Raw genomic sequence first — 18,291 nt, forward strand, 5'->3', positions numbered from 1 at the left:
GCACCATACCCAATCGTCAAGGACGCAACTCAACCAGCAGATCGGATTCCCATGAGTTTCTCCAGCCCGTATCACGATGTCGAAATCCCAGACACCAGCGTCCACGGTTACTTATTCGGCGGCATCGCCGAAAGCGAGATGGACCACGTCGCGCTGGTTGACGCCACCACGTGCGCGCAGACCACCTATCGCGAGTTACTCGCCCACATCGACTTGTTCGCCGGTGCACTGGCCGAGTGCGGGATCGGTGTCGGCGACGTGGTGGGCCTGTTGTCACCCAACAGCTCCGCGTTCGCGGTCGCGTTTCACGGAATCCTGCGGGCAGGCGCGACGGCCACCACGATCAATGGCCTGGCGACGGCCAACGAGATAGCCAAGCAGGTGTCCGACTCGCATGCCCGGATGCTGATCACCGTCGCACCGCTGGTCGAGCGCGCCGAGAAGGCCGCCGCCGTGGTCGGCCTGTCCGATGCCGACGTCGTCGTCCTCGACGGCGCGGGCCTTCGAGGGGGCGGCGCCACGGGCGGGCACCCCAACGGTGCGGACTTGCTCGGGGCGGGTCGGCAGGCGCCACAGGTCAGCTTCGATCCGGCGACGCACGTGGCTGTCCTGCCGTACAGCTCAGGAACCACCGGGAACCCCAAGGGCGTGATGCTGACCCATCGCAACTTGGTGGCCAATGTTGCGCAGATCCAGCCGATGCTGCCTATGACGGTCGACGACAACGTTCTTGCGGTGCTGCCGTTCTTCCACATCTATGGGATGACCGTGCTCAACGGGGCGCTGCGGACCAGGAGCCGGCTGATCGTGATGGCTGCGTTCGATCTCGACAAGTTCCTGGCCAATATCCAGTACCACCGCTGCACCATAGTGTTCATCGCGCCGCCAATCGCGTTGGCGCTGGCCAAGAATCGTCGGGCTAATTCGCATGACCTGTCTTCGCTTCGGACTGTGGTGTCGGCTGCGGCACCACTGGATGAGAACCTCGGCCATCTGGTCGAGGAGCTGATTGGGTGCCAGGTGGTGCAGGCCTACGGCATGAGCGAGCTCAGCCCGGTTAGCCATTTCATTCCGGCCCATGGCAGCGAGCATCCCTTCGGGAAGATCGCCCCGCTGAGCTCCTGCGGGTGGACGGTGCCCAACGCAGAATGCAAGATCGTCGACCCCGAAACGGGCACGGAGATTGGCGTTCCGAACGAGGGTCGTAGCGCCACCGGAGAATTGTGGTTCAGGGGCCCCAATGTGATGGCGGGCTACCTGGGTAACGAGCAGGCCACCGCGGAGACCATCGACGACGAGAGGTTTTTGCACACAGGTGATCTCGCCTGCGTGGACTCCGACGGCTGCGTCTACATCGTCGACCGGCTCAAAGAGCTGATCAAGTACAAGGGCCACCAGGTTCCGCCTGCTGAACTGGAGGCGTTGTTGTTGACCCACCCTGCGATTGCCGATGCCGCAGTGGTCGGAGTGGTCGACGACTCGGGGCAGGAGATCCCAAAGGCGTTCGTGGTCAGGCAATCCGGGACAGAATTAAGCGAAGCCGAGGTGACAGACTTCGTCGCTGGAGAAGTGGCGCCGTACAAAAAGGTCCGGCAGGTCGAGTTCATCGACGCCATCCCCAAGTCGGCCGCGGGCAAGATCCTGCGCAAGGACCTGAGGGCACGCGTTGATTGACGTCCCTGGGTCGAGTCGACCCGTCCAGCACGAGTTCAAGCTGATGAAGTCCAAGACGGTTCCAAGAATTTCGAAAGTTGTTCCAGTAGAAGGTCGTTGGCCTCTTAGGCACGCACAACAGGAGCGGAGACAGATTGTGAACGATGACAGCATCAACGTCGGACGCGGACCCGTCGGGCGACGGCGTTCACCGCATGCAGCGGTCCAGCGGTTGGCCACCCGGATGGCGCCCACGGTCTTGCCGGCGCTGCCCGACGTGGTCAAGCGGCTGCTATCGGGTGGACGGCGGATCACCATCGACGGCAACACCCTCGATCTCACCACCCAGGCGCTGCTGGCGGCCCGGCGCGCCATCGGCGCGGAGGGCGTGGTCGTCGGGGATGACGTGGCCGCCACCCGCACACAGATGCGGGAGGCCTGCCTGGCACTCGCCGCCGCGGTGCCGCCCGTGGAGGTCAGAGATCTGGCGATTCCGGGCCCGGCGGGCCCGATCCCCGCGCGGCATTACCGGCAGTCGGACGTCGGGCCGGTGCCATTGCTGGTTTTCTACCACGGCGGCGGCTTCGTGTTCGGCGACCTGGACTCCTACCACGACCTATGCCATCGGATATGCCGCGATGGCGACGTGGCGGTGCTCTCGGTCGACTATCGGCTGGCGCCCGAGCACAAGGCGCCAGCCGCGGTTGACGACGCCTATGCCGCGTACCGGTGGGCCGCCGAGCGTGCGCTGGACCTGGGCGCGATACCCGGTCGTATCGCGGTGGGCGGTGACAGCGCCGGGGGCACGCTGGCGGCGGTCGTCGCGCAGCTGGCCCGCAATGACGGTGGCCCGTTGCCCGCTCTGCAGTGGCTCATCTGCCCGCTCACCGATGCGAGTGCGCCGACCCGCTCGAGGACCGTGTTCGCGGACGGATTCCTGCTCACGCAGCATGACCAGGACTGGTTCCATCTGCAGTACCTGGACGGATCGGATGTTGCGGATACCGACCCGCGGGTCGCTCCGCTGCGGGCCGAGAACCTGTCGGGGCTGCCCCCTGCGCTGGTGATCACTGCGGGGTTCGATCCGCTGCGCGATGAGGGTCGCGACTACGCCGCTGCGCTGCGGGCGGCAGGTGTTGCGGTGGACCTGCGCGAGATGGGATCACTCACGCACGCCTTCATCAATTTCGGTGGCCTCGGCGGCGCTGTCGGGCTGGCGATCGAAGAGAGTATTGCCGCGCTCCGGGCACACCTCAGCGGCGAGTATCGCCATAGTCCCGTCCGTCGCTGACGAACCCGGCGATCAGGCAGACAACGATGGAACAGCGTCAACCGAAAGTTTGGTTTATCACCGGTGCGGCAAGGGGTTTCGGCAGGCAGTGGACAACGGCCGCACTCCGGCGCGGTGACAAGGTCGCCGCAACAGCGCGGGACATCGGCACGCTGGACGATCTGCAGGATGAATTCGCCGACCTGCTATTTCGTATCCGGCTTGACGTTACTGATCGGTCTGAGGCCTTCGGCGCGGTGCGTACGGCGCACGAGCACTTCGGGCAGCTTGACGTCGTCGTCAACAACGCGGGATATGGTCAGTTCGGGTTCGTTGAAGAGTTGACCGAATCCGAGGTCCGTGGCCAACTAGAGACCAACTTCTTTGGCGCACTGTGGGTTACCCAGGCTGCATTGCCGATCATGCGCGCCCAACACAGCGGCCACATCATCCAGGTCTCCTCCGTAGCGGGTGTCGCGTCCTTCCCGAATCTGGGTATTTACCACGCGTCGAAGTGGGCGCTGGAGGGCCTTTCTGAAGCGTTGGCCCACGAGGTCGCCTCGCATGGGATCCACGTACCCTCGTGGAGCCAGCTTGGTTCAAGACCGACTGGGCTGGCTCATCAGCGAAACACGCTCGGGTGAACGAGGCTTACGCAGAGGCGTACCGCGCCTACGATGAGACTCGCCAAAAGATGCAATCCGAGGCGGGCGATCCGCACAGGTCGGCGGCTGCCCTTCTGCGACTTGTTGACACAGCAAAGCCCCCGATGCGTGCGTTCTTTGGAAAATTAGCGCTGCCAACAGTCAAAGAGATCTACCGCCAACGCATCAAAAACTGGGAACGTTGGCAACAGCTGGCGATCGACGCACAGGGATGACTGGGAAGGCGATTCTTGATCGAGTCGACTCCTCGACGCGGAGCGGAGATCCTGCCCATCCTGATGAAGCTCTGAGAGGAGCAGCCCTGACGCAGGTTTGCCAGCTTGTCTCGGTAACCTGCTGAAGTGCTGCTGGCATCCCTGAACCCCGCTGCCGTTACCGCCACCGACATCCCCGATGCGGTCAAGATCGATGGCGCCGTCCTGAGCCGCAGTGACCTGCTCGGTGGCGCGACGTCGGTGGCCGAACGCGTCGGTGGCGCGGACCGGGTCGCGGTCCTGGCCACCCCGTCCGTGTCGACCGTGCTGGCGATCACGGGCTGCCTGATGGCCGGCGTCCCGTTCGTCCCGGTGCCCTCCGATGCCGGCGGAGCCGAACGCCGGCACATGCTGACCGACTCCGGAGTGAAGGCTTGGTTGGGCCCGGAGCCTGACGAGCTCGGTGGGCTGTCGCACATCCCGGTGCGATTGCACGCCCGCTCCTGGCATCGCTATCCCGAGCCGGCACCCGAGGCCACCGCCATGGTCATCTACACCTCGGGCACCACGGGGTTGCCCAAGGGCGTGGTGGTGAGCCGCCGGGCGATCGCCGCCGACCTGGACGCGCTGGCGCAGGCCTGGCAGTGGACACCCGACGACGTGCTGGTGCATGGACTGCCGCTGTTCCACATACACGGGTTGGTGCTGGGTCTGCTTGGGTCGTTGCGGGTCGGAAATCGCTTCGTGCACACCGGAAAACCGACCCCGGCGGGCTATGCGCAGGCCAGTTCGGAATCCGGCGGCACCCTGTTTTTCGCGGTGCCGACGGTGTGGTCGCGCGTGGTGGCCGATCAGGCCGCCGCCGAGGCACTGCGACCGGCACGGCTATTGGTGTCCGGAAGCGCGGCGCTGCCGGTGCCGGTGTTCGACCGGATGGAACAGCTGACCGGGCACCGGCCCATCGAACGGTACGGCGCCTCGGAGTCGTTGATCACGGTGTCGACGCGAGCCGACGGTGAGCGCCGACCGGGCTGGGTGGGCCTGCCGGTGGCCGGAGTCGAGACCAGATTGCTCGACGACGCCGGCGACCCCGTTCCGCACGACGGGGAAACCGTCGGAAAGCTCCAGGTTCGCGGCTCGACGCTGTTCGACGGGTACTTGAATCGGCCGGAGGCCACCGCCGAGGCCTTCGATGCCGACGGTTGGTACCGCACCGGCGACGTCGCGGTCGTCGACGAGCAGGGCATGCACCGCATCGTGGGCCGCGAGTCGGTTGACTTGATCAAATCGGGTGGATTCCGCATCGGCGCAGGCGAAATCGAAACGTCGCTGCTCGGGCATCCGGGTGTGCAGGAAGCGGCCGTTGTCGGCATGCCCGACGAGGACTTGGGCCAGCGGATTGTCGCATTCGTCGTCGGTTCGTCCGATCTCAACAGTGACGAACTGATTAACTTTGTCGCCCAAGACCTTTCGATACACAAGAGGCCGCGTGAGGTGCGGCTGGTGGACGCCTTGCCGCGCAACGCGATGGGCAAGGTCGTCAAGAAGCAGCTGCTGTCCGAGGGATGAGAGCCCGAGCAGTTTCTGGTATGCAGGTTTGAGGGCCGTCATACCGGTCGGGTAACCAACAGGTCACAACTTGGGTTGTCAGCTGGAACTTTAAGCGACACGCAGGATATTGCCAGGTCTTCCGACGGGCGAGAGTTCACCGGTTCGCCTACTTTCGTTTTGTGGGCATGCAGGCAAACACACACCAAGGGGACAGTTAGGGATGTGCCGTGGGTGAGTCAATCCGCACCGCGGAGTCGGCCGCGACGATGGCGGCCGCGCCGCGCACCACGCCGTTAGCCAGGGTCGCGGCCTCTTGCCTGGTGGGCTCGGCAATCGAGTTCTACGACTTCCTGATCTACGGCACCGCGGCTGCGCTGGTGTTTCCCGCGGTGTTCTTTCCGAACCTCAGTCCCGCGGTCGCCATGGTCGCCTCGATGGGAACATTCGCGACGGCCTTCCTGTCCCGGCCCATCGGTGCGGCCGTCTTCGGCTACTTCGGGGACCGGCTGGGCCGCAAGAAGACGCTGATCTCCACGCTGCTGATCATGGCCTTTTCCACGATGGGCGTGGGCCTCGTCCCGACCACCGAATCCATCGGGATGGCCGCGCCATTGATCCTGATGGCACTTCGGCTCATGCAGGGGTTTGCCGTCGGCGGCGAATTCGCCGGGTCGGCCCTGCTCAGCGCCGAGTACGCCCCCGCGAACAAACGCGGCCTGTACGGCATGTTCACCCTGCTAGGGGGCGGGGTTGCCGGCGTGCTGAGCAACCTGACCTTCCTCGGGGTGAATGTCACGATTGGCGAATACAGCCCCGAATTCCTGCAGTGGGGATGGCGCGTGCCGTTCCTGATCAGCGGAGTGTTGATCGCGCTTGCCCTGTACGTGCGGCTCAATATCGACGAAACCCCGGTGTTCGTCGAGGAAAAGGCCCGCGACCTGGTGCCCAAGGCGCCGGTGACCGAGGCGCTGCGGCTGCAGGGTCGCGAGATCGTCCTGGCCGGAGGCAGCATCCTGGGCTCGATGGCCCTGGTCTACATGGGCAACACCTACTTCGCCATGTACGCCCGCACCCACCTGAATTACTCGCGCGAGTTCATCTGGACGGTCGGGGCGCTGAGCGGTCTGGTGAGCATCGTCTCCGTGGTGATCTCGGCGAGCCTGTGTGATCGAGTCGGGCGCCGCCGAATGATGCTGGTGGGCTGGACAGGCTGTCTGCTGTGGTCGTTTGCGGTGATCCCGCTGATCGACACCGGCAAACCGGCGTTGTACGCGGTCGCGATCGTCGGCATCTTCGCCATCAACGGTATTGGCAGCGGACCCACCGGGGCGTTCATTCCCGAACTGTTCGCCACCCGGTATCGCTACAGCGGATCGGCGCTGTCGGTAAACCTGGCCGGGGTGATCGGTGGGGCCCTGCCCCCGCTGATCGCCGGAACGCTGCTGGCAACCTACGGCAGCTGGTCGATCGGTGTCATGCTGGGCACCCTCGCGTTGGCCAGCCTGGTCTCCACCTACCTGCTGCCGGAGACCCGCGGAACAAAGCTGTAGCCGTTTAGTTCAGTTGGCGTGCAGGTCCTCGTTGAGGGCGATGCCCTGACCGCCGCGAGCCACCACTTCCACGGCCCCGCTCACCGAATTGCGGCGGAACAACAGGTTGTGGCCGCCGGACAATTCGCGAGCCTTGATGGTTTTGCCCTCGGGTGTGACGACCTTGGTGCCCGCGGTGACATACAGGCCGGCTTCGACGACGCAGTCGTCGCCCAACGAGATGCCCAGGCCCGCGTTGGCGCCGAGCAGACACCGCTTGCCTATCGAAATGACTTCTGTGCCACCGCCGGACAGCGTGCCCATGATCGATGCGCCGCCGCCGATGTCTGAGCCGTCGCCTACCACCACACCGGCCGAGATGCGGCCCTCCACCATCGACGCGCCCAGCGTGCCGGCGTTGTAGTTGACGAAGCCTTCGTGCATCACGGTGGTGCCGGACGCCAGGTGCGCGCCCAGCCGCACGCGGTCGGCGTCGGCGATGCGGACGCCGGTGGGCACGACGTAGTCGACCATCCGGGGGAACTTGTCGACGCCGTAGACGGTCACCGGTGCCTTGCGGCGCAGCCGCGCGCGGACCACCTCGAAACCGTCGATCGCGCACGGCCCGTGATTAGTCCACACCACATTGGTCAATACCCCGAACAAGCCGCCGGCGTTCAGCCCGTGCGGCGCGACCAGGCGGTGAGACAGTAAATGCAGCCGCAGGTAGGCGTCGTAGGCGTCGGCGGCCACATCGTCGAGTGAGCCGATGACCGTACGGACGGCGACGGTGTCGGTATTGCGGTCGTCGTCTCGTCCAACCAGCGCGGCCAGCTCCGGCGGAACATCAGACAGCGCGAGGCGCGACGTGGCGCTGGTGTCCGATTCCGTCAGTTCCGGTGAGGGAAACCAAGTGTCGAGGATCGATCCGTCCGAGGCCAGCGTCGCCAACCCGATACCTGCAGCTCCAGTCACGGCGGTCAGGTTACTGCCCTCGCCTTGCCAACTAGGATTGGCCCCGTGCTGGACTTGCATGGGGATCCGATCGAGTTGACCGCGGCGCTGGTCGACATCCCGAGCGAGTCGAGAGATGAAACGCGCATCGCCGACGAGGTAGAGGCCGCGCTGCGCGCTCAGACCTCCGGCTTCGAGATCGTGCGCAACGGCAACGCCGTGCTGGCGCGCACGCGGCGAAACCTGCCGTCGCGGGTGCTGCTCGCCGGTCATCTCGACACCGTCCCGGCGGCCGAAAACCTGCCCAGCCGCCGCAGCACCGACGACGAGGGCGACGTGTTGCACGGCTGCGGCACCGCGGACATGAAATCCGGTGACGCCGTCTTTCTGCATCTGGCCGCCACGGTGGCCGAACCGGCGCACGACCTGACGCTGGTGCTTTACGACTGCGAGGAAATCGACGCGGCCGCAAACGGTTTGGGCCGCATCGAGCGTGAACTGCCGGACTGGTTGTCCGCCGACGTCGCTATCTTGGGCGAGCCCACCGCGGGCTACATCGAGGCCGGCTGTCAGGGCACGCTGCGAGTCGTGGTCAGCGCCACCGGGACACGGGCGCATTCGGCGCGTTCTTGGCTGGGCGACAACGCAATTCACAAACTGGGTGCGGTGCTGGATCGGTTGACCCGATATCAGGCACGCACCGTCGACATCGACGGGTGTGAGTACCGCGAGGGCATGTCCGCCGTCCGCGTCGACGGCGGGGTGGCCGGCAACGTCATCCCCGACGCCGCCTCGGTCACGGTCAATTACCGCTTTGCGCCCGACCGGTCCCCGGCGCAGGCGCTGCAACACGTGCACGACGTGTTCGACGGGATCGACGTGGGCATCGAGCAGACCGACGGCGCGGCGGGCGCGCTACCGGGCCTGGCGCAGCCGGCCGCCAAGGCTCTGGTCGAGGCCGCCGGCGGACAGGTCCGGGCGAAGTACGGCTGGACCGACGTGTCCCGGTTCGCCGCTTTGGGCATACCGGCGGTCAACTTCGGACCCGGCGACCCCAACCTGGCGCACCGGCGCGACGAGCGGGTGCCCGTCGCCGCGATCACCGCCGCGGTGACCATGCTGCGGCCCTACTTGGGCGGCTGAGCGCACTGCTGCGCCTGCGCGGCGGCACTGGTGGCCGCCGCGTGCAGACCGACCGCCGACAGTTCCTCGGCCACCGCGCGCAGCGCCGCCTCGTCGCTTGTCGCCAGCCCTTTCGCGTGAGCCAGGGCCAGCTGTCCCAGCGTGCAGTCGACGTCGCCGCACAGTCGGGCCAACGGGTCCACCGCGCGGATGTCCCCGAGACGGACGGCCTCGTGCCAGGCGCGCAGCGCCACGGCCGACTGCCCGCGGCGTTCGGCCATCCGGGCCGCGTCACGGGCTGCGGCCACCGCGCCGTGCGAGTCGCGTTCAGACGCCAGCCGCCAGGCCCGCGCCACACCCAGCTCGGGGCTGAACAGAGCCGACTTGGTTCCGTGTCGAGATTCCGCTCTGCTCAAGGCTTTTGCCGCACCGGCGATGTCGCCCTGCTGGGCCAGCGCGGTGGCCAGCAGCATTAGCGACAGCGGCCCCCAGGAGTAGCCGGTGCGTTCCAGGGCGGCGGCCGCCGGGCCGAGCAGTGCTACGGCATCGCCGAATCTGCCGGCGGCGATCAGTACATGCGCGAGGAGCACCTCGCCGATCGCGCGGCCCGGCTGCTGCAATTCGGCGAAATCGGTGAACTGCTGCGCCAGTTCGGTCGCCGCGTCGAGCCGGCCCGCCATCACCAGGGTCGTCGTCTCGCCCAGGCCGACCGTGAACCGCAGCAGCCCGGGGTGCTCGGCGCCCAGGGCGCGCCGCGCCAGCGGCTCGACGTCGGCGAACCGGCCCTGCCGCGCCGAACACAGCGTGGCCGCGCTCGCCGCCCAGGCCACCGCCTGGTCGTCGGCCGCCGGTGAGGCCAGCACCGTGTGCGCGATCTCGACGGCATGCCCGATGTTGCCCGCGTTCATCGCGAAGGTTGCGCTCAGCGCGTCGAGGGTGATGCGCGGGCCGATGTCGGGGACGCGATTGCGGATGGTCTGCAGGAATGCGGTGGCCCGCTCCGGCTCGCTGAGCATGAAGAACTGATTGGCCGCCCGCAGCAGGGTCCACGTCATCAGCTCCGGTTCGGACAGTGCGGCGGAGTCGACCGCGGCCAGCAGCGCCTCGGTCTCCCGGCCACGGCCCTGAAACGCCAGGGCATTGGCCAGCGGCAGCCGCGCCGCGAGTGCCTCGGCATCTGAGGAGCGCTCCAGCGCGGAGCGGGCCAGTCGCTCGCCGAGCGTGAGATCACCGAGCCGCAGCGCCTGCTGCGCCGCATCGACGACCTCGGCTACCGGCTGCGGGGCATCGCTGTCCAGCGCCAGGGACGCCAGCCGCAGCCGGTCGCTGAGGTGGTGCATCGGGTGCTGGGAACGCAGCGTGACCACCTCGGTGCGCCGCTGCCGGGCACCCTCGGCGCCCAGTGCGGCCAGCGCTCGTTCGGAGAACAGCGGGTGGGCGGTGTACACCACCGGATTGTCGGCATCCTCGTTACGCACCCGGGTTTCCGCCGCGCCCCAGTCCTGCGCCTCGCTGACCGCGCCGTCGCCGGCCAGCACGGTGAGATCGGCAAGCGACAGCGGTTCCTCGACGGCGAGATAGTCGAGCACCGCGCGCGCTGCGGCGGGTAATTCGGCGATGAAGGTGTCGACCTCGGCGGGGCTGGTGGCCTCGCCGGGCGCGTCGACGTCGATGCGGTCCAGCAGGCCGTCGGTCCACAGCGCCGCGATGGCCTCGGGCGCCGCGTCCGCACGGGCGGTGACGATCATCCGGGCGGTGCCGGCCAGCGCCAACTGGTAGACGAGGGTGGCCGACAGGATGTCCAGGTCGTGGGCGTCGTCGACGATCAGCAGCAGATCGCCCTGCTGGTCACGGCTCAGCGAGGCCCGCGCCGCTCGCAACAGCGCGGCCGGCTTCCCCATGTCGGCGATATCCACCACGTGGCTGAAGGCGCCGAACGGGACCACGCGTTCGGTCGGGGTGCCGGTGACCCAGCGGATGAAAGTGCTCGGGTGCCCGCTGGAGAAGTGCTCGGCGGCCAACCGCGCCAGGGTGGACTTGCCGACACCGTCGGGTCCGAGCACCACCGCGCCGCGCTGCGCCCCGTCACTCAGGGCCGCATCCAGCTGTTCCAACGTGGACGCGTGTTGCGGGACGTTCCATCGAATCGGCACCGAAGGGAGTTTATTGCCGCGCGGTGTCCCGCCGGTGACTAGCTGGCGCGAAGGCCCCATATGTGTACGGTCCGGTGGGCTTTGGTCTACCTTGGCGGTTATGCGCCCCGACGGCGATTCCTCAGGTGAATGGGCAGTATGTGTGTACTGCGCGTCCGGACCGACGCATCCCGAATTGCTTGACGTGGCTGGCGAACTCGGCGAAGCGATCGCAGACCGCGGCTGGACGTTGGTGTGGGGCGGCGGGAATGTTTCGGCGATGGGAGCGGTGGCCAGTGCGGCGCGCGCCCGCGGCGGCCGGACCGTCGGCGTGATCCCCGAACAGCTGGTGCGGCGCGAGCTCGCCGACAAAGAAGCCGACGAGCTGATCGTGACCGACACCATGCGTGAGCGGAAACGGATCATGGAAGACCGCTCCAATGCGTTCATCGTGTTGCCGGGCGGAGTCGGCACGCTCGACGAGCTGTTCGAGGCGTGGACGACCGGCTATCTGGGTATGCACGACAAACCCGTGGTGATGCTGGATCCGTGGGGGCACTACGAGGGCTTGCTGGTGTGGTTGAACGGATTGCTGGACAGCGGGTACATCTCGCAGGTAGCGGTGGACCGGCTGGTGCTGGTCGATAAAGTGGGTGCCGCAATCGAGGCGTGCGCCCCTATCTGAGGTCGGCTGCGTCAAGGGGAATCGAGGGAGCACGTGTCCGACCACGGCGCGGGAGCACGCAAACGGATCGGCCTGACCGATATCGCGTCGGGGCTGCCGGGCGTACTGGCCGACCTGCCGGTGATCGTCCGCGGCGCGCTGACGGGCCTGTTGGCCCAGCCCGGCTCGAACAAGTCCATCGGCAGCGTGTTTCAGGAGCGGGCCGCTCGCTACGGTGACCGGGTCTTCCTGAGGTTCGGCGATCAGCAGCTGACCTACCGCGAGGCCAACGCGGCCGCCAACCGGTACGCCGCTGTGCTGGCCGCGCGCGGCGTCGGCCACGGCGACGTCGTCGCGATCATGCTGCGCAACTCGCCCCAGACCGTGTTGGCGATGCTGGCCACGGTCAAGTGCGGTGCCGTCGCCGGCATGCTCAACTACCACCAGCGCGGCGAGGTGCTGGCGCACAGCCTGGGCCTGCTCGACGCCAAGGTGCTGATTGCGGAGACCGACCTGGTCAGCGCCGTCAGCGAGTCCGGTTCGTCGGGAGCCGGGGCGACCCTGACCATCGAAGACCTGGAGCGCTTCGCCGTGAGCGCGGTGGCCACCAACCCGGATTCGGTGGCGGCCGTGCACGCCCGAGACACCGCCTTCTACATCTTCACGTCGGGCACCACCGGGTTCCCCAAGGCCAGCGTGATGACGCATCTGCGGTGGCTCAAGGCGCTCGCGGCGTTCGGCGGGCTGGGGCTGCGGCTGAAGAGCTCCGACACCCTGTACAGCTGCCTGCCGCTGTACCACAACAACGCGCTGACGGTGGCGCTGTCGTCGGTGATCAACTCCGGCGCGACGCTGGCGCTGGGCAAGTCGTTTTCGGCCTCCCGGTTCTGGGACGAGGTCATCGACAGCCAGGCCACGGCCTTCATCTACATCGGCGAGATCTGCCGCTACCTGCTCAACCAGCCGGCCAAAGCCACCGACCGCGCACACAAGGTGCGTCTGATCGCCGGCAACGGGTTGCGTCCGGAGATCTGGGAGGAATTCACCAAGCGGTTCGGCATCGCGCGGGTGTGTGAGTTCTACGCCTCCAGCGAGGGCAACACGGCATTCATCAACATCTTCAATGTGCCCCGGACGACCGGTATCGCGCCGATGCCACTGGTGTACGTCGCATACGACCCTGACACCGGGGCTCCGCTGCGCGACGACGACGGCCGGGTGCACCGGGTGCCGGCCGGCCAGCCCGGTCTGTTGCTCAGCCCGGTCAACCGGTTGCAGCCGTTTGACGGCTACACCGACAAGTCGTCGAGCGAAAAGAAGCTGGTGCGCAACGCTTTCCGGGACGGCGACTGCTGGTTCAATTCCGGCGACGTGATGAGCCCGCAAGGGATGCGGCACGCCGCCTTCGTCGACCGGCTCGGCGACACCTTCCGCTGGAAGGGCGAGAACGTCGCCACCACGCAGGTCGAGGCGGCGCTGGCATCGGACAAGGCCGTCGAGGAGTGCACCGTCTTCGGCGTCGAGGTGCCAGACACCGGCGGACGGGCCGGGATGGCCGCGGTCCAGCTGCGCGAAGGCGCCGAGTTCGACGGCAAGTCGCTGGCCCGCGCGGTGTATGGCCAGCTGCCCGCGTACGCGCTGCCGCTGTTCGTTCGGGTGGTGGAGTCGCTGGAGCACACCACGACGTTCAAGAGCCGCAAGGTGGAGTTGCGCGAGCACGCCTACGGCCCGGACGTGAAGGACCCGTTGTACGTCCTGGCGGGCCGCGACGACGGCTATGTGCCGTACTACGGCGAATATCCCGAAGAGGTGGCGGCCGGTAAGCGACCGCAAGGCTGAGGCCTTGGGGGAGCGCGGCGGCCCATCAGCTCGAGCCGGTAAGCGACCGCAAGGCTGAGGCCCCCGCGGTGGCCGGGCACTATGGACGTGTGCAGTCAACTCTGTGCGGCCGACCCGTTGCGGGGGATCGCGCGCTGGTCATGGCGATTATCAACCGCACACCGGACTCGTTCTACGACAAGGGCGCGACCTTCAGCGACGAGGCCGCCAGGGCCGCCGTTCACCGCGCCGTCGCGGAAGGCGCCGATCTCATCGACGTGGGTGGCGTCAAGGCGGGCCCGGGCGAGAACGTCGACGCGAACATGGAGATCGCCCGGCTGGTGCCGTTCATCGAATGGCTGCGCGGCGCCTATCCGGACCAGCTGATCAGCGTCGACACCTGGCGCTCCGAGGTAGCCAAACTGGCCTGCGCGGCGGGTGCGGACCTGATCAACGACACCTGGGGAGGCATCGACCCGGCCCTGCCCGAGGTGGCCGCCGAGTTCGGCGTCGGCCTGGTGTGTTCGCACACCGGCGGCGCGTTGCCGCGCACGCGTCCCTTCCGGGTGAGCTTTGGGACGACCACTCGCGGTGTGGTCGACGACGTGATTCGCCAGGTGACCGGGGCCGCGGAGCGGGCGGTCGCCGCCGGAGTGGCCGCCGACCGGGTGCTGATCGACCCGGCCCACGACTTCGGCAAGAACACCTTCCACGGGCTGGTGCTGTTGCGCCACGTGAACGAACTTGTTAAGACCGGGTGGCCCGTGCTGATGGCTTTGAGCAACAAGGACTTTGTCGGGGAGACTCTGGGTGTGGAATTGACCGAACGGCTTGAGGGGACACTGGCAGCCACCGCGCTGGCAGCTGCCGCCGGGGTGCGCGTGTTTCGGGTGCATCAGGTCGCCGCGACCCGACGGGTACTGGAAATGGTCGCCTCGATCCAGGGCACCCGCCCGCCGGCGCGCACCGTGAGGGGACTGGCATGACGGCATCGGAGTTGGTGGCACGCGATCTCGCCACCGGGGCCGTCGCGGCCCGGCCCGGCGACGTCTGGCTGTCCAACCGCAGCTCGAGCCGTCCTGGCCGGACGCTGGGGCAACTGGAAGAGGCGAAGGCGGGGCGCACGATCTCGGTGGTGCTGCCGGCGCTTAACGAGGAAGCAACCGTCGCCTCGGTGGTCGACAGCATTTCACCGCTGGTCGACGGATTGGTCGACGAGCTGATCGTGCTCGACTCCGGCTCGACCGACGACACCGAGATCCGCGCGATCACGGCCGGCGCCCGGGTGATCAGCCGGGAACAGGCATTGCCCGAGGTTCCGACCCGGCCCGGCAAGGGCGAGGCGTTGTGGCGCTCGCTTGCCGCGACCAGCGGCGACATCGTGGTCTTCGTCGACTCCGACCTGGTCGACCCGCACCCGATGTTCGTGCCCTGGCTGGTCGACCCGCTGCTGACCGGCGACGGCATTCACCTGGTCAAAAGCTTCTACCGGCGGCCCCTGATGGTCCGCGAGGCCGACGGTGTCGACGACGCGGATGGCAGTGCGCCCTCCACCGGTGGGGGGCGGGTGACCGAGCTGGCCGCCCGGCCGCTGCTGGCGGCGCTGCGGCCCGAGCTGGGCTGCATATTGCAGCCGCTGGGCGGCGAGTACGCGGCCACCCGGGAACTGCTGACCTCGCTGTCGTTCGCCCCGGGTTACGGCGTGGAGATCGGCCTGCTGATCGACACCTTCGACCGGTTGGGCCTGGACGCGATTGCCCAGGTCAATCTGGGTGTGCGGGCGCATCGCAACCGGCCGCTGGCCGAGCTGGGCGCGATGAGCCGCCAGGTGATCGCGACCCTGCTCTCGCGCTGCGGCATTCCCGACTCCGGGGTCGGGTTGACCCAGTTCCTCGCCGACGGCGAGGGCTACACCCAGCGCACCTCGCCGGTGTCTCTGGCGGACCGGCCGCCGATGAACGGGGTTCGGCCCCGATAGGGCCCACGCTCGCCGTGCTGTCGGCGGTATAGGGCACTATCGACTCCGTGGCGTTGGTCTTGCTGTACCTCGTGGTGTTGGTGCTGGTGGCGATCGTGCTTTTCGGCGCGGCGAGCCTGCTGTTCGGTCGGGGTGAGCAGTTGCCGCCCCTGCCACGGGGCACGACGGCGACGGTGCTGCCCGCATTCGGTGTCACCGGCACCGACGTCGACGCGGTCAAGTTCACCCAGGTGCTGCGCGGATACAAGACCAGCGAGGTGGACTGGGTGCTGGATCGGCTGGCCCGCGAGCTCGAGGCGCTGCGCGGTCAGCTTGCGGCGGTCCACCCCTCGCCGGTCGCGGGGAAAGAAGCAGCCGACGCGGGGAAAGGCACGGACGCCACGAGCGAGGGTCCGGCGTGACCGATGACGGGCTGATTCGCTGCAGCTGGGCGCTGGGCCGGCCCGGGCCCGACTTCGACTTGTACCGCGACTATCACGACAAGGAGTGGGGCCGCCCATTGCGCGGCCCGGTGGCGCTGTTCGAGCGGATGAGCCTGGAGGCCTTCCAAAGCGGCCTGTCGTGGTTGACGATCCTGCGCAAACGGGAGAATTTCCGGCGCGCGTTCTCCGGGTTCGACATCGGAAGGGTTGCTCGCTTCACCGACGCGGATGTGCAACGGCTGATGGCGGACGCCGGGATCGTCCGCAACCGGGCCAAGATCGACGCGACGATTGCCAACGCGCGCGCGGTGGCTGACTTGGATTCTTCCGAAGACCTGTCCGACCTGCTGTGGTCGTTCGCGCCGCCGACCCGGCCCCGCCCGGCCGACGGATCCGAAATCCCTTCCGCTACCGACGAATCCAAGGCCATGGCGAAGGAACTCAAACGGCGCGGATTCCGCTTCGTGGGCCCCACCACCGCTTACGCGCTGATGCAGGCGACCGGGATGGTCGACGACCATGTCCGCGATTGCTGGGTCCCCTCGCCTCGATGAGGTGGGGCGCAACCGGGCCCGGCAAACCGGCGCCATAGCCCCGGAGAGGGCCCTAGGGATGGGTCTTGTGCATTTGGTGACCCGAATAGGGAACAATGGGGGAGTGATTTGGCAGTTCAACGTCGGGTATGGCTGGAAATCTGCTGGCGGGGCTAGCTCGCCGCCGACCAGGCTCGCGAGGACGGGTCCACTCGAATCTGGAGGGAGCACTCGATGGCGGCGATGAAGCCCCGGACCGGAGACGGTCCCCTGGAAGCGACTAAGGAGGGGCGCGGCATCGTGATGCGGGTACCACTTGAAGGTGGTGGTCGTCTTGTCGTCGAGTTGACGCCCGACGAAGCCGCCGCCCTGGGCGACGAACTCAAGGGCGTCACCAGCTAAGGCCCCCACACCGAAGGTGTCGGGTCATCGATCGCTAGACACATACCTTTCGGTAGATCTCCAGCGTCTGCTCGGCGACCTGCGCCCAGGAGAATTCCTCGATGCAGCGCTGGCGTCCGGCGCGCCCGTAACGCTCGGCTTTCGCGGGGTCCGCGACGAGCTGATTTACCGCGTCGGCCAATCTCGCCTGGTATCCGGTTGGGTCGTCGGCGTCGTAATGCACCAGCGAGCCGGTGACTCCGTCGACGACCACCTCCGGTATTCCGCCCACGTCGGAGGCCACCACCGCGGTTGCGCACGCCATCGCCTCCAGGTTCACGATGCCCAACGGCTCGTAGACCGACGAGCACACGAAAACTGTCGCCGCCGAAAGTATTTCGCGTAGTTCCCCGACGGGGAGCATCTCCTGGATCCAGAACACACCCGTGCGGGTGCGGGCCAGTTCGTCTACCGCGGTGCGTATTTCGGCGGCGATCTGCGGGGTGTCGGGAGCGCCTGCGCAGAGCACTAATTGCACGTCCGGGCTGAATTGATGCGCGGCGGCCACCAGGTGGCCAACGCCTTTCTGCCGGGTGATGCGTCCGACGAATGCCGCCATCGGCCGGTTCGGATCAACCCCGAGCTCGGCCAGCACCGACCCCGTGCTCACCGGTCCGGCCGGATGCCACACGTCGGTGTCGACCCCGTTGCGGATGACGTGTACCTGGCTCGGATCCAGCGTGGGGTAGACCCGCAGCACGTCCTCGCGCATACCGGCGCTCACCGCGATAACGGCATCGGCCGCCAGCACCGCGGTGCGCTCCACCCAGGTCGACACCCGGTAACCGCCGCCGAGTTGCTCGGCCTTCCACGGCCGCAGCGGTTCCAGCGAGTGGGCGGTGAGAATGTGGGGAATGTCGTAGAGCAACGCGGTCAGGTGCCCGGCCATGCCGGTGTACCAGGTGTGCGAATGCACGACCGTGGCCTCCGATGCGGCGTTGGCCATCAGCAGATCCGCCGACAGGGTGGACAGCGCGGGATTGGCATCGTGGATTCGCGGGTCGGGCTGATGTGCGACGGCGCCCGGGCGGGGTTCGCCCATGCAGTGCACGTCGACCGTGCACAGGCGGCGTAGTTGGGCGACGAGCTCGGTGACGTGTACTCCGGCTCCGCCGTAGACGTCTGGTGGGTACTCCCGAGTCATCATCGCCACCCGCATACTCCGCACCGTAGTTCGGTGATGACGCCGCCCGCGAGTCGGATGGCAAAGCGGCTGGTGAATTCGGCGTCGATGCCGCCCGCGCGCCCGGCGGCGCGATCAATTACCGTGATCGGTACGTCAAACTGAGCCAAATACCTTGACGGACAGACCGTCAGAACAGCGCCCCCTGGCAGCGGTTCGCGACGGCCGATAGGTTTGGAGCC

At 67.4% G+C, this 18,291-nt stretch carries 15 protein-coding genes and 1 pseudogene; 13 read left to right on the plus strand and 3 right to left on the minus strand.

From position 1 onward, the window contains the following. Positions 1-51 precede the first annotated feature (51 nt). The 5 genes and pseudogenes from ACTXG5_RS12780 (at position 52) to ACTXG5_RS12800 (ending at position 6,883) form a co-directional block, all read left to right on the plus strand. Positions 52-1,674 carry an AMP-binding protein gene (locus ACTXG5_RS12780; protein ID WP_445163992.1) on the plus strand — a complete coding sequence of 541 codons (1,623 nt, stop codon included), beginning with the start codon at positions 52-54 and terminating at the stop codon, positions 1,672-1,674. Positions 1,675-1,810: 136 nt separating this feature from the next. Further along, entirely contained in the window at positions 1,811-2,944 is a 1,134-nt protein-coding gene (locus tag ACTXG5_RS12785) for an alpha/beta hydrolase (protein ID WP_445163993.1), read from the plus strand. Between the two features lie 26 nt (positions 2,945-2,970). Beyond that, a pseudogene (locus tag ACTXG5_RS12790) lies at positions 2,971-3,803 on the plus strand (SDR family NAD(P)-dependent oxidoreductase). A gap of 126 nt (positions 3,804-3,929) precedes the next feature. After that, positions 3,930-5,351, plus strand: a complete 1,422-nt coding sequence (locus tag ACTXG5_RS12795; RefSeq protein ID WP_445163994.1) for an acyl-CoA synthetase — start codon at positions 3,930-3,932, stop codon at positions 5,349-5,351. Positions 5,352-5,599: 248 nt separating this feature from the next. After that, positions 5,600-6,883 (plus strand): MFS transporter, encoded by a 1,284-nt coding sequence (locus tag ACTXG5_RS12800; protein ID WP_445164394.1) that lies wholly within the window; start codon positions 5,600-5,602, stop codon positions 6,881-6,883. 9 nt (positions 6,884-6,892) lie between these two features. Here the strand turns inward: ACTXG5_RS12800 and dapD are convergent, their stop codons facing one another. Beyond that, positions 6,893-7,846: a 2,3,4,5-tetrahydropyridine-2,6-dicarboxylate N-succinyltransferase gene (dapD, locus tag ACTXG5_RS12805; RefSeq protein WP_445164395.1), complete on the minus strand. Its 954-nt coding sequence runs from the start codon at positions 7,844-7,846 to the stop codon at positions 6,893-6,895. Between the two features lie 36 nt (positions 7,847-7,882). Here dapD and dapE point away from each other — a divergent pair, with 36 nt between their 5' ends. Next, complete coding sequence (gene dapE, locus ACTXG5_RS12810) at positions 7,883-8,959, plus strand: succinyl-diaminopimelate desuccinylase (protein ID WP_445163995.1); 1,077 nt, start codon at positions 7,883-7,885, stop codon at positions 8,957-8,959. Here the strand turns inward: dapE and ACTXG5_RS12815 are convergent. Next, positions 8,944-11,091 carry an AAA family ATPase gene (locus ACTXG5_RS12815; RefSeq protein ID WP_445163996.1) on the minus strand — a complete coding sequence of 716 codons (2,148 nt, stop codon included), beginning with the start codon at positions 11,089-11,091 and terminating at the stop codon, positions 8,944-8,946. The genes dapE and ACTXG5_RS12815 overlap by 16 nt on opposite strands. A 100-nt stretch (positions 11,092-11,191) precedes the next feature. Here ACTXG5_RS12815 and ACTXG5_RS12820 point away from each other — a divergent pair, with 100 nt between their 5' ends. The 7 genes from ACTXG5_RS12820 (at position 11,192) to ACTXG5_RS12850 (ending at position 16,887) form a co-directional block, all read left to right on the plus strand. Beyond that, positions 11,192-11,755: a TIGR00730 family Rossman fold protein gene (locus ACTXG5_RS12820; protein WP_445163997.1), complete on the plus strand. Its 564-nt coding sequence runs from the start codon at positions 11,192-11,194 to the stop codon at positions 11,753-11,755. 33 nt (positions 11,756-11,788) lie between these two features. After that, positions 11,789-13,573 (plus strand): long-chain-acyl-CoA synthetase FadD6, encoded by a 1,785-nt coding sequence (gene fadD6, locus ACTXG5_RS12825; RefSeq protein WP_445163998.1) that lies wholly within the window; start codon positions 11,789-11,791, stop codon positions 13,571-13,573. Between the two features lie 140 nt (positions 13,574-13,713). Beyond that, entirely contained in the window at positions 13,714-14,538 is an 825-nt protein-coding gene (gene folP / locus ACTXG5_RS12830) for a dihydropteroate synthase (RefSeq protein WP_445163999.1), read from the plus strand. Next, positions 14,535-15,530: a glucosyl-3-phosphoglycerate synthase gene (locus ACTXG5_RS12835; RefSeq protein ID WP_445164000.1), complete on the plus strand. Its 996-nt coding sequence runs from the start codon at positions 14,535-14,537 to the stop codon at positions 15,528-15,530. The genes folP and ACTXG5_RS12835 overlap by 4 nt, the downstream gene beginning before the upstream one ends. A 47-nt stretch (positions 15,531-15,577) precedes the next feature. Continuing rightward, positions 15,578-15,931 (plus strand): DivIVA domain-containing protein, encoded by a 354-nt coding sequence (locus ACTXG5_RS12840; protein ID WP_445164001.1) that lies wholly within the window; start codon positions 15,578-15,580, stop codon positions 15,929-15,931. After that, positions 15,928-16,506 carry a DNA-3-methyladenine glycosylase I gene (locus ACTXG5_RS12845; RefSeq protein WP_445164002.1) on the plus strand — a complete coding sequence of 193 codons (579 nt, stop codon included), beginning with the start codon at positions 15,928-15,930 and terminating at the stop codon, positions 16,504-16,506. The genes ACTXG5_RS12840 and ACTXG5_RS12845 overlap by 4 nt, the downstream gene beginning before the upstream one ends. Before the next feature lie 213 nt (positions 16,507-16,719). Then, a complete protein-coding gene (locus ACTXG5_RS12850) occupies positions 16,720-16,887 on the plus strand; it encodes a DUF3117 domain-containing protein (protein ID WP_003406247.1) in 168 nt (55 codons plus the stop codon). A gap of 34 nt (positions 16,888-16,921) precedes the next feature. Here the strand turns inward: ACTXG5_RS12850 and glgA are convergent, their stop codons facing one another. Then, a complete protein-coding gene (glgA, locus tag ACTXG5_RS12855) occupies positions 16,922-18,085 on the minus strand; it encodes a glycogen synthase (RefSeq protein ID WP_445164003.1) in 1,164 nt (387 codons plus the stop codon). Between the last annotated feature and the right edge of the window lie 206 nt (positions 18,086-18,291).

Source organism: Mycobacterium sp. Dal123C01 (assembly GCF_052566995.1).

Coding starts and splice junctions, on each gene's coding strand:
- ACTXG5_RS12820 (WP_445163997.1), top strand. CDS start 11,192: ATGCGCCCCGACGGCGATTCCTCAGGTGAATGGGCAGTATGTGTGTAC.
- ACTXG5_RS12835 (WP_445164000.1), top strand. CDS start 14,535: ATGACGGCATCGGAGTTGGTGGCACGCGATCTCGCCACCGGGGCCGTC.
- ACTXG5_RS12780 (WP_445163992.1), top strand. CDS start 52: ATGAGTTTCTCCAGCCCGTATCACGATGTCGAAATCCCAGACACCAGC.
- ACTXG5_RS12800 (WP_445164394.1), top strand. CDS start 5,600: ATGGCGGCCGCGCCGCGCACCACGCCGTTAGCCAGGGTCGCGGCCTCT.
- folP (WP_445163999.1), top strand. CDS start 13,714: ATGGCGATTATCAACCGCACACCGGACTCGTTCTACGACAAGGGCGCG.
- glgA (WP_445164003.1), bottom strand. CDS start 18,085: ATGCGGGTGGCGATGATGACTCGGGAGTACCCACCAGACGTCTACGGC.
- ACTXG5_RS12850 (WP_003406247.1), top strand. CDS start 16,720: ATGGCGGCGATGAAGCCCCGGACCGGAGACGGTCCCCTGGAAGCGACT.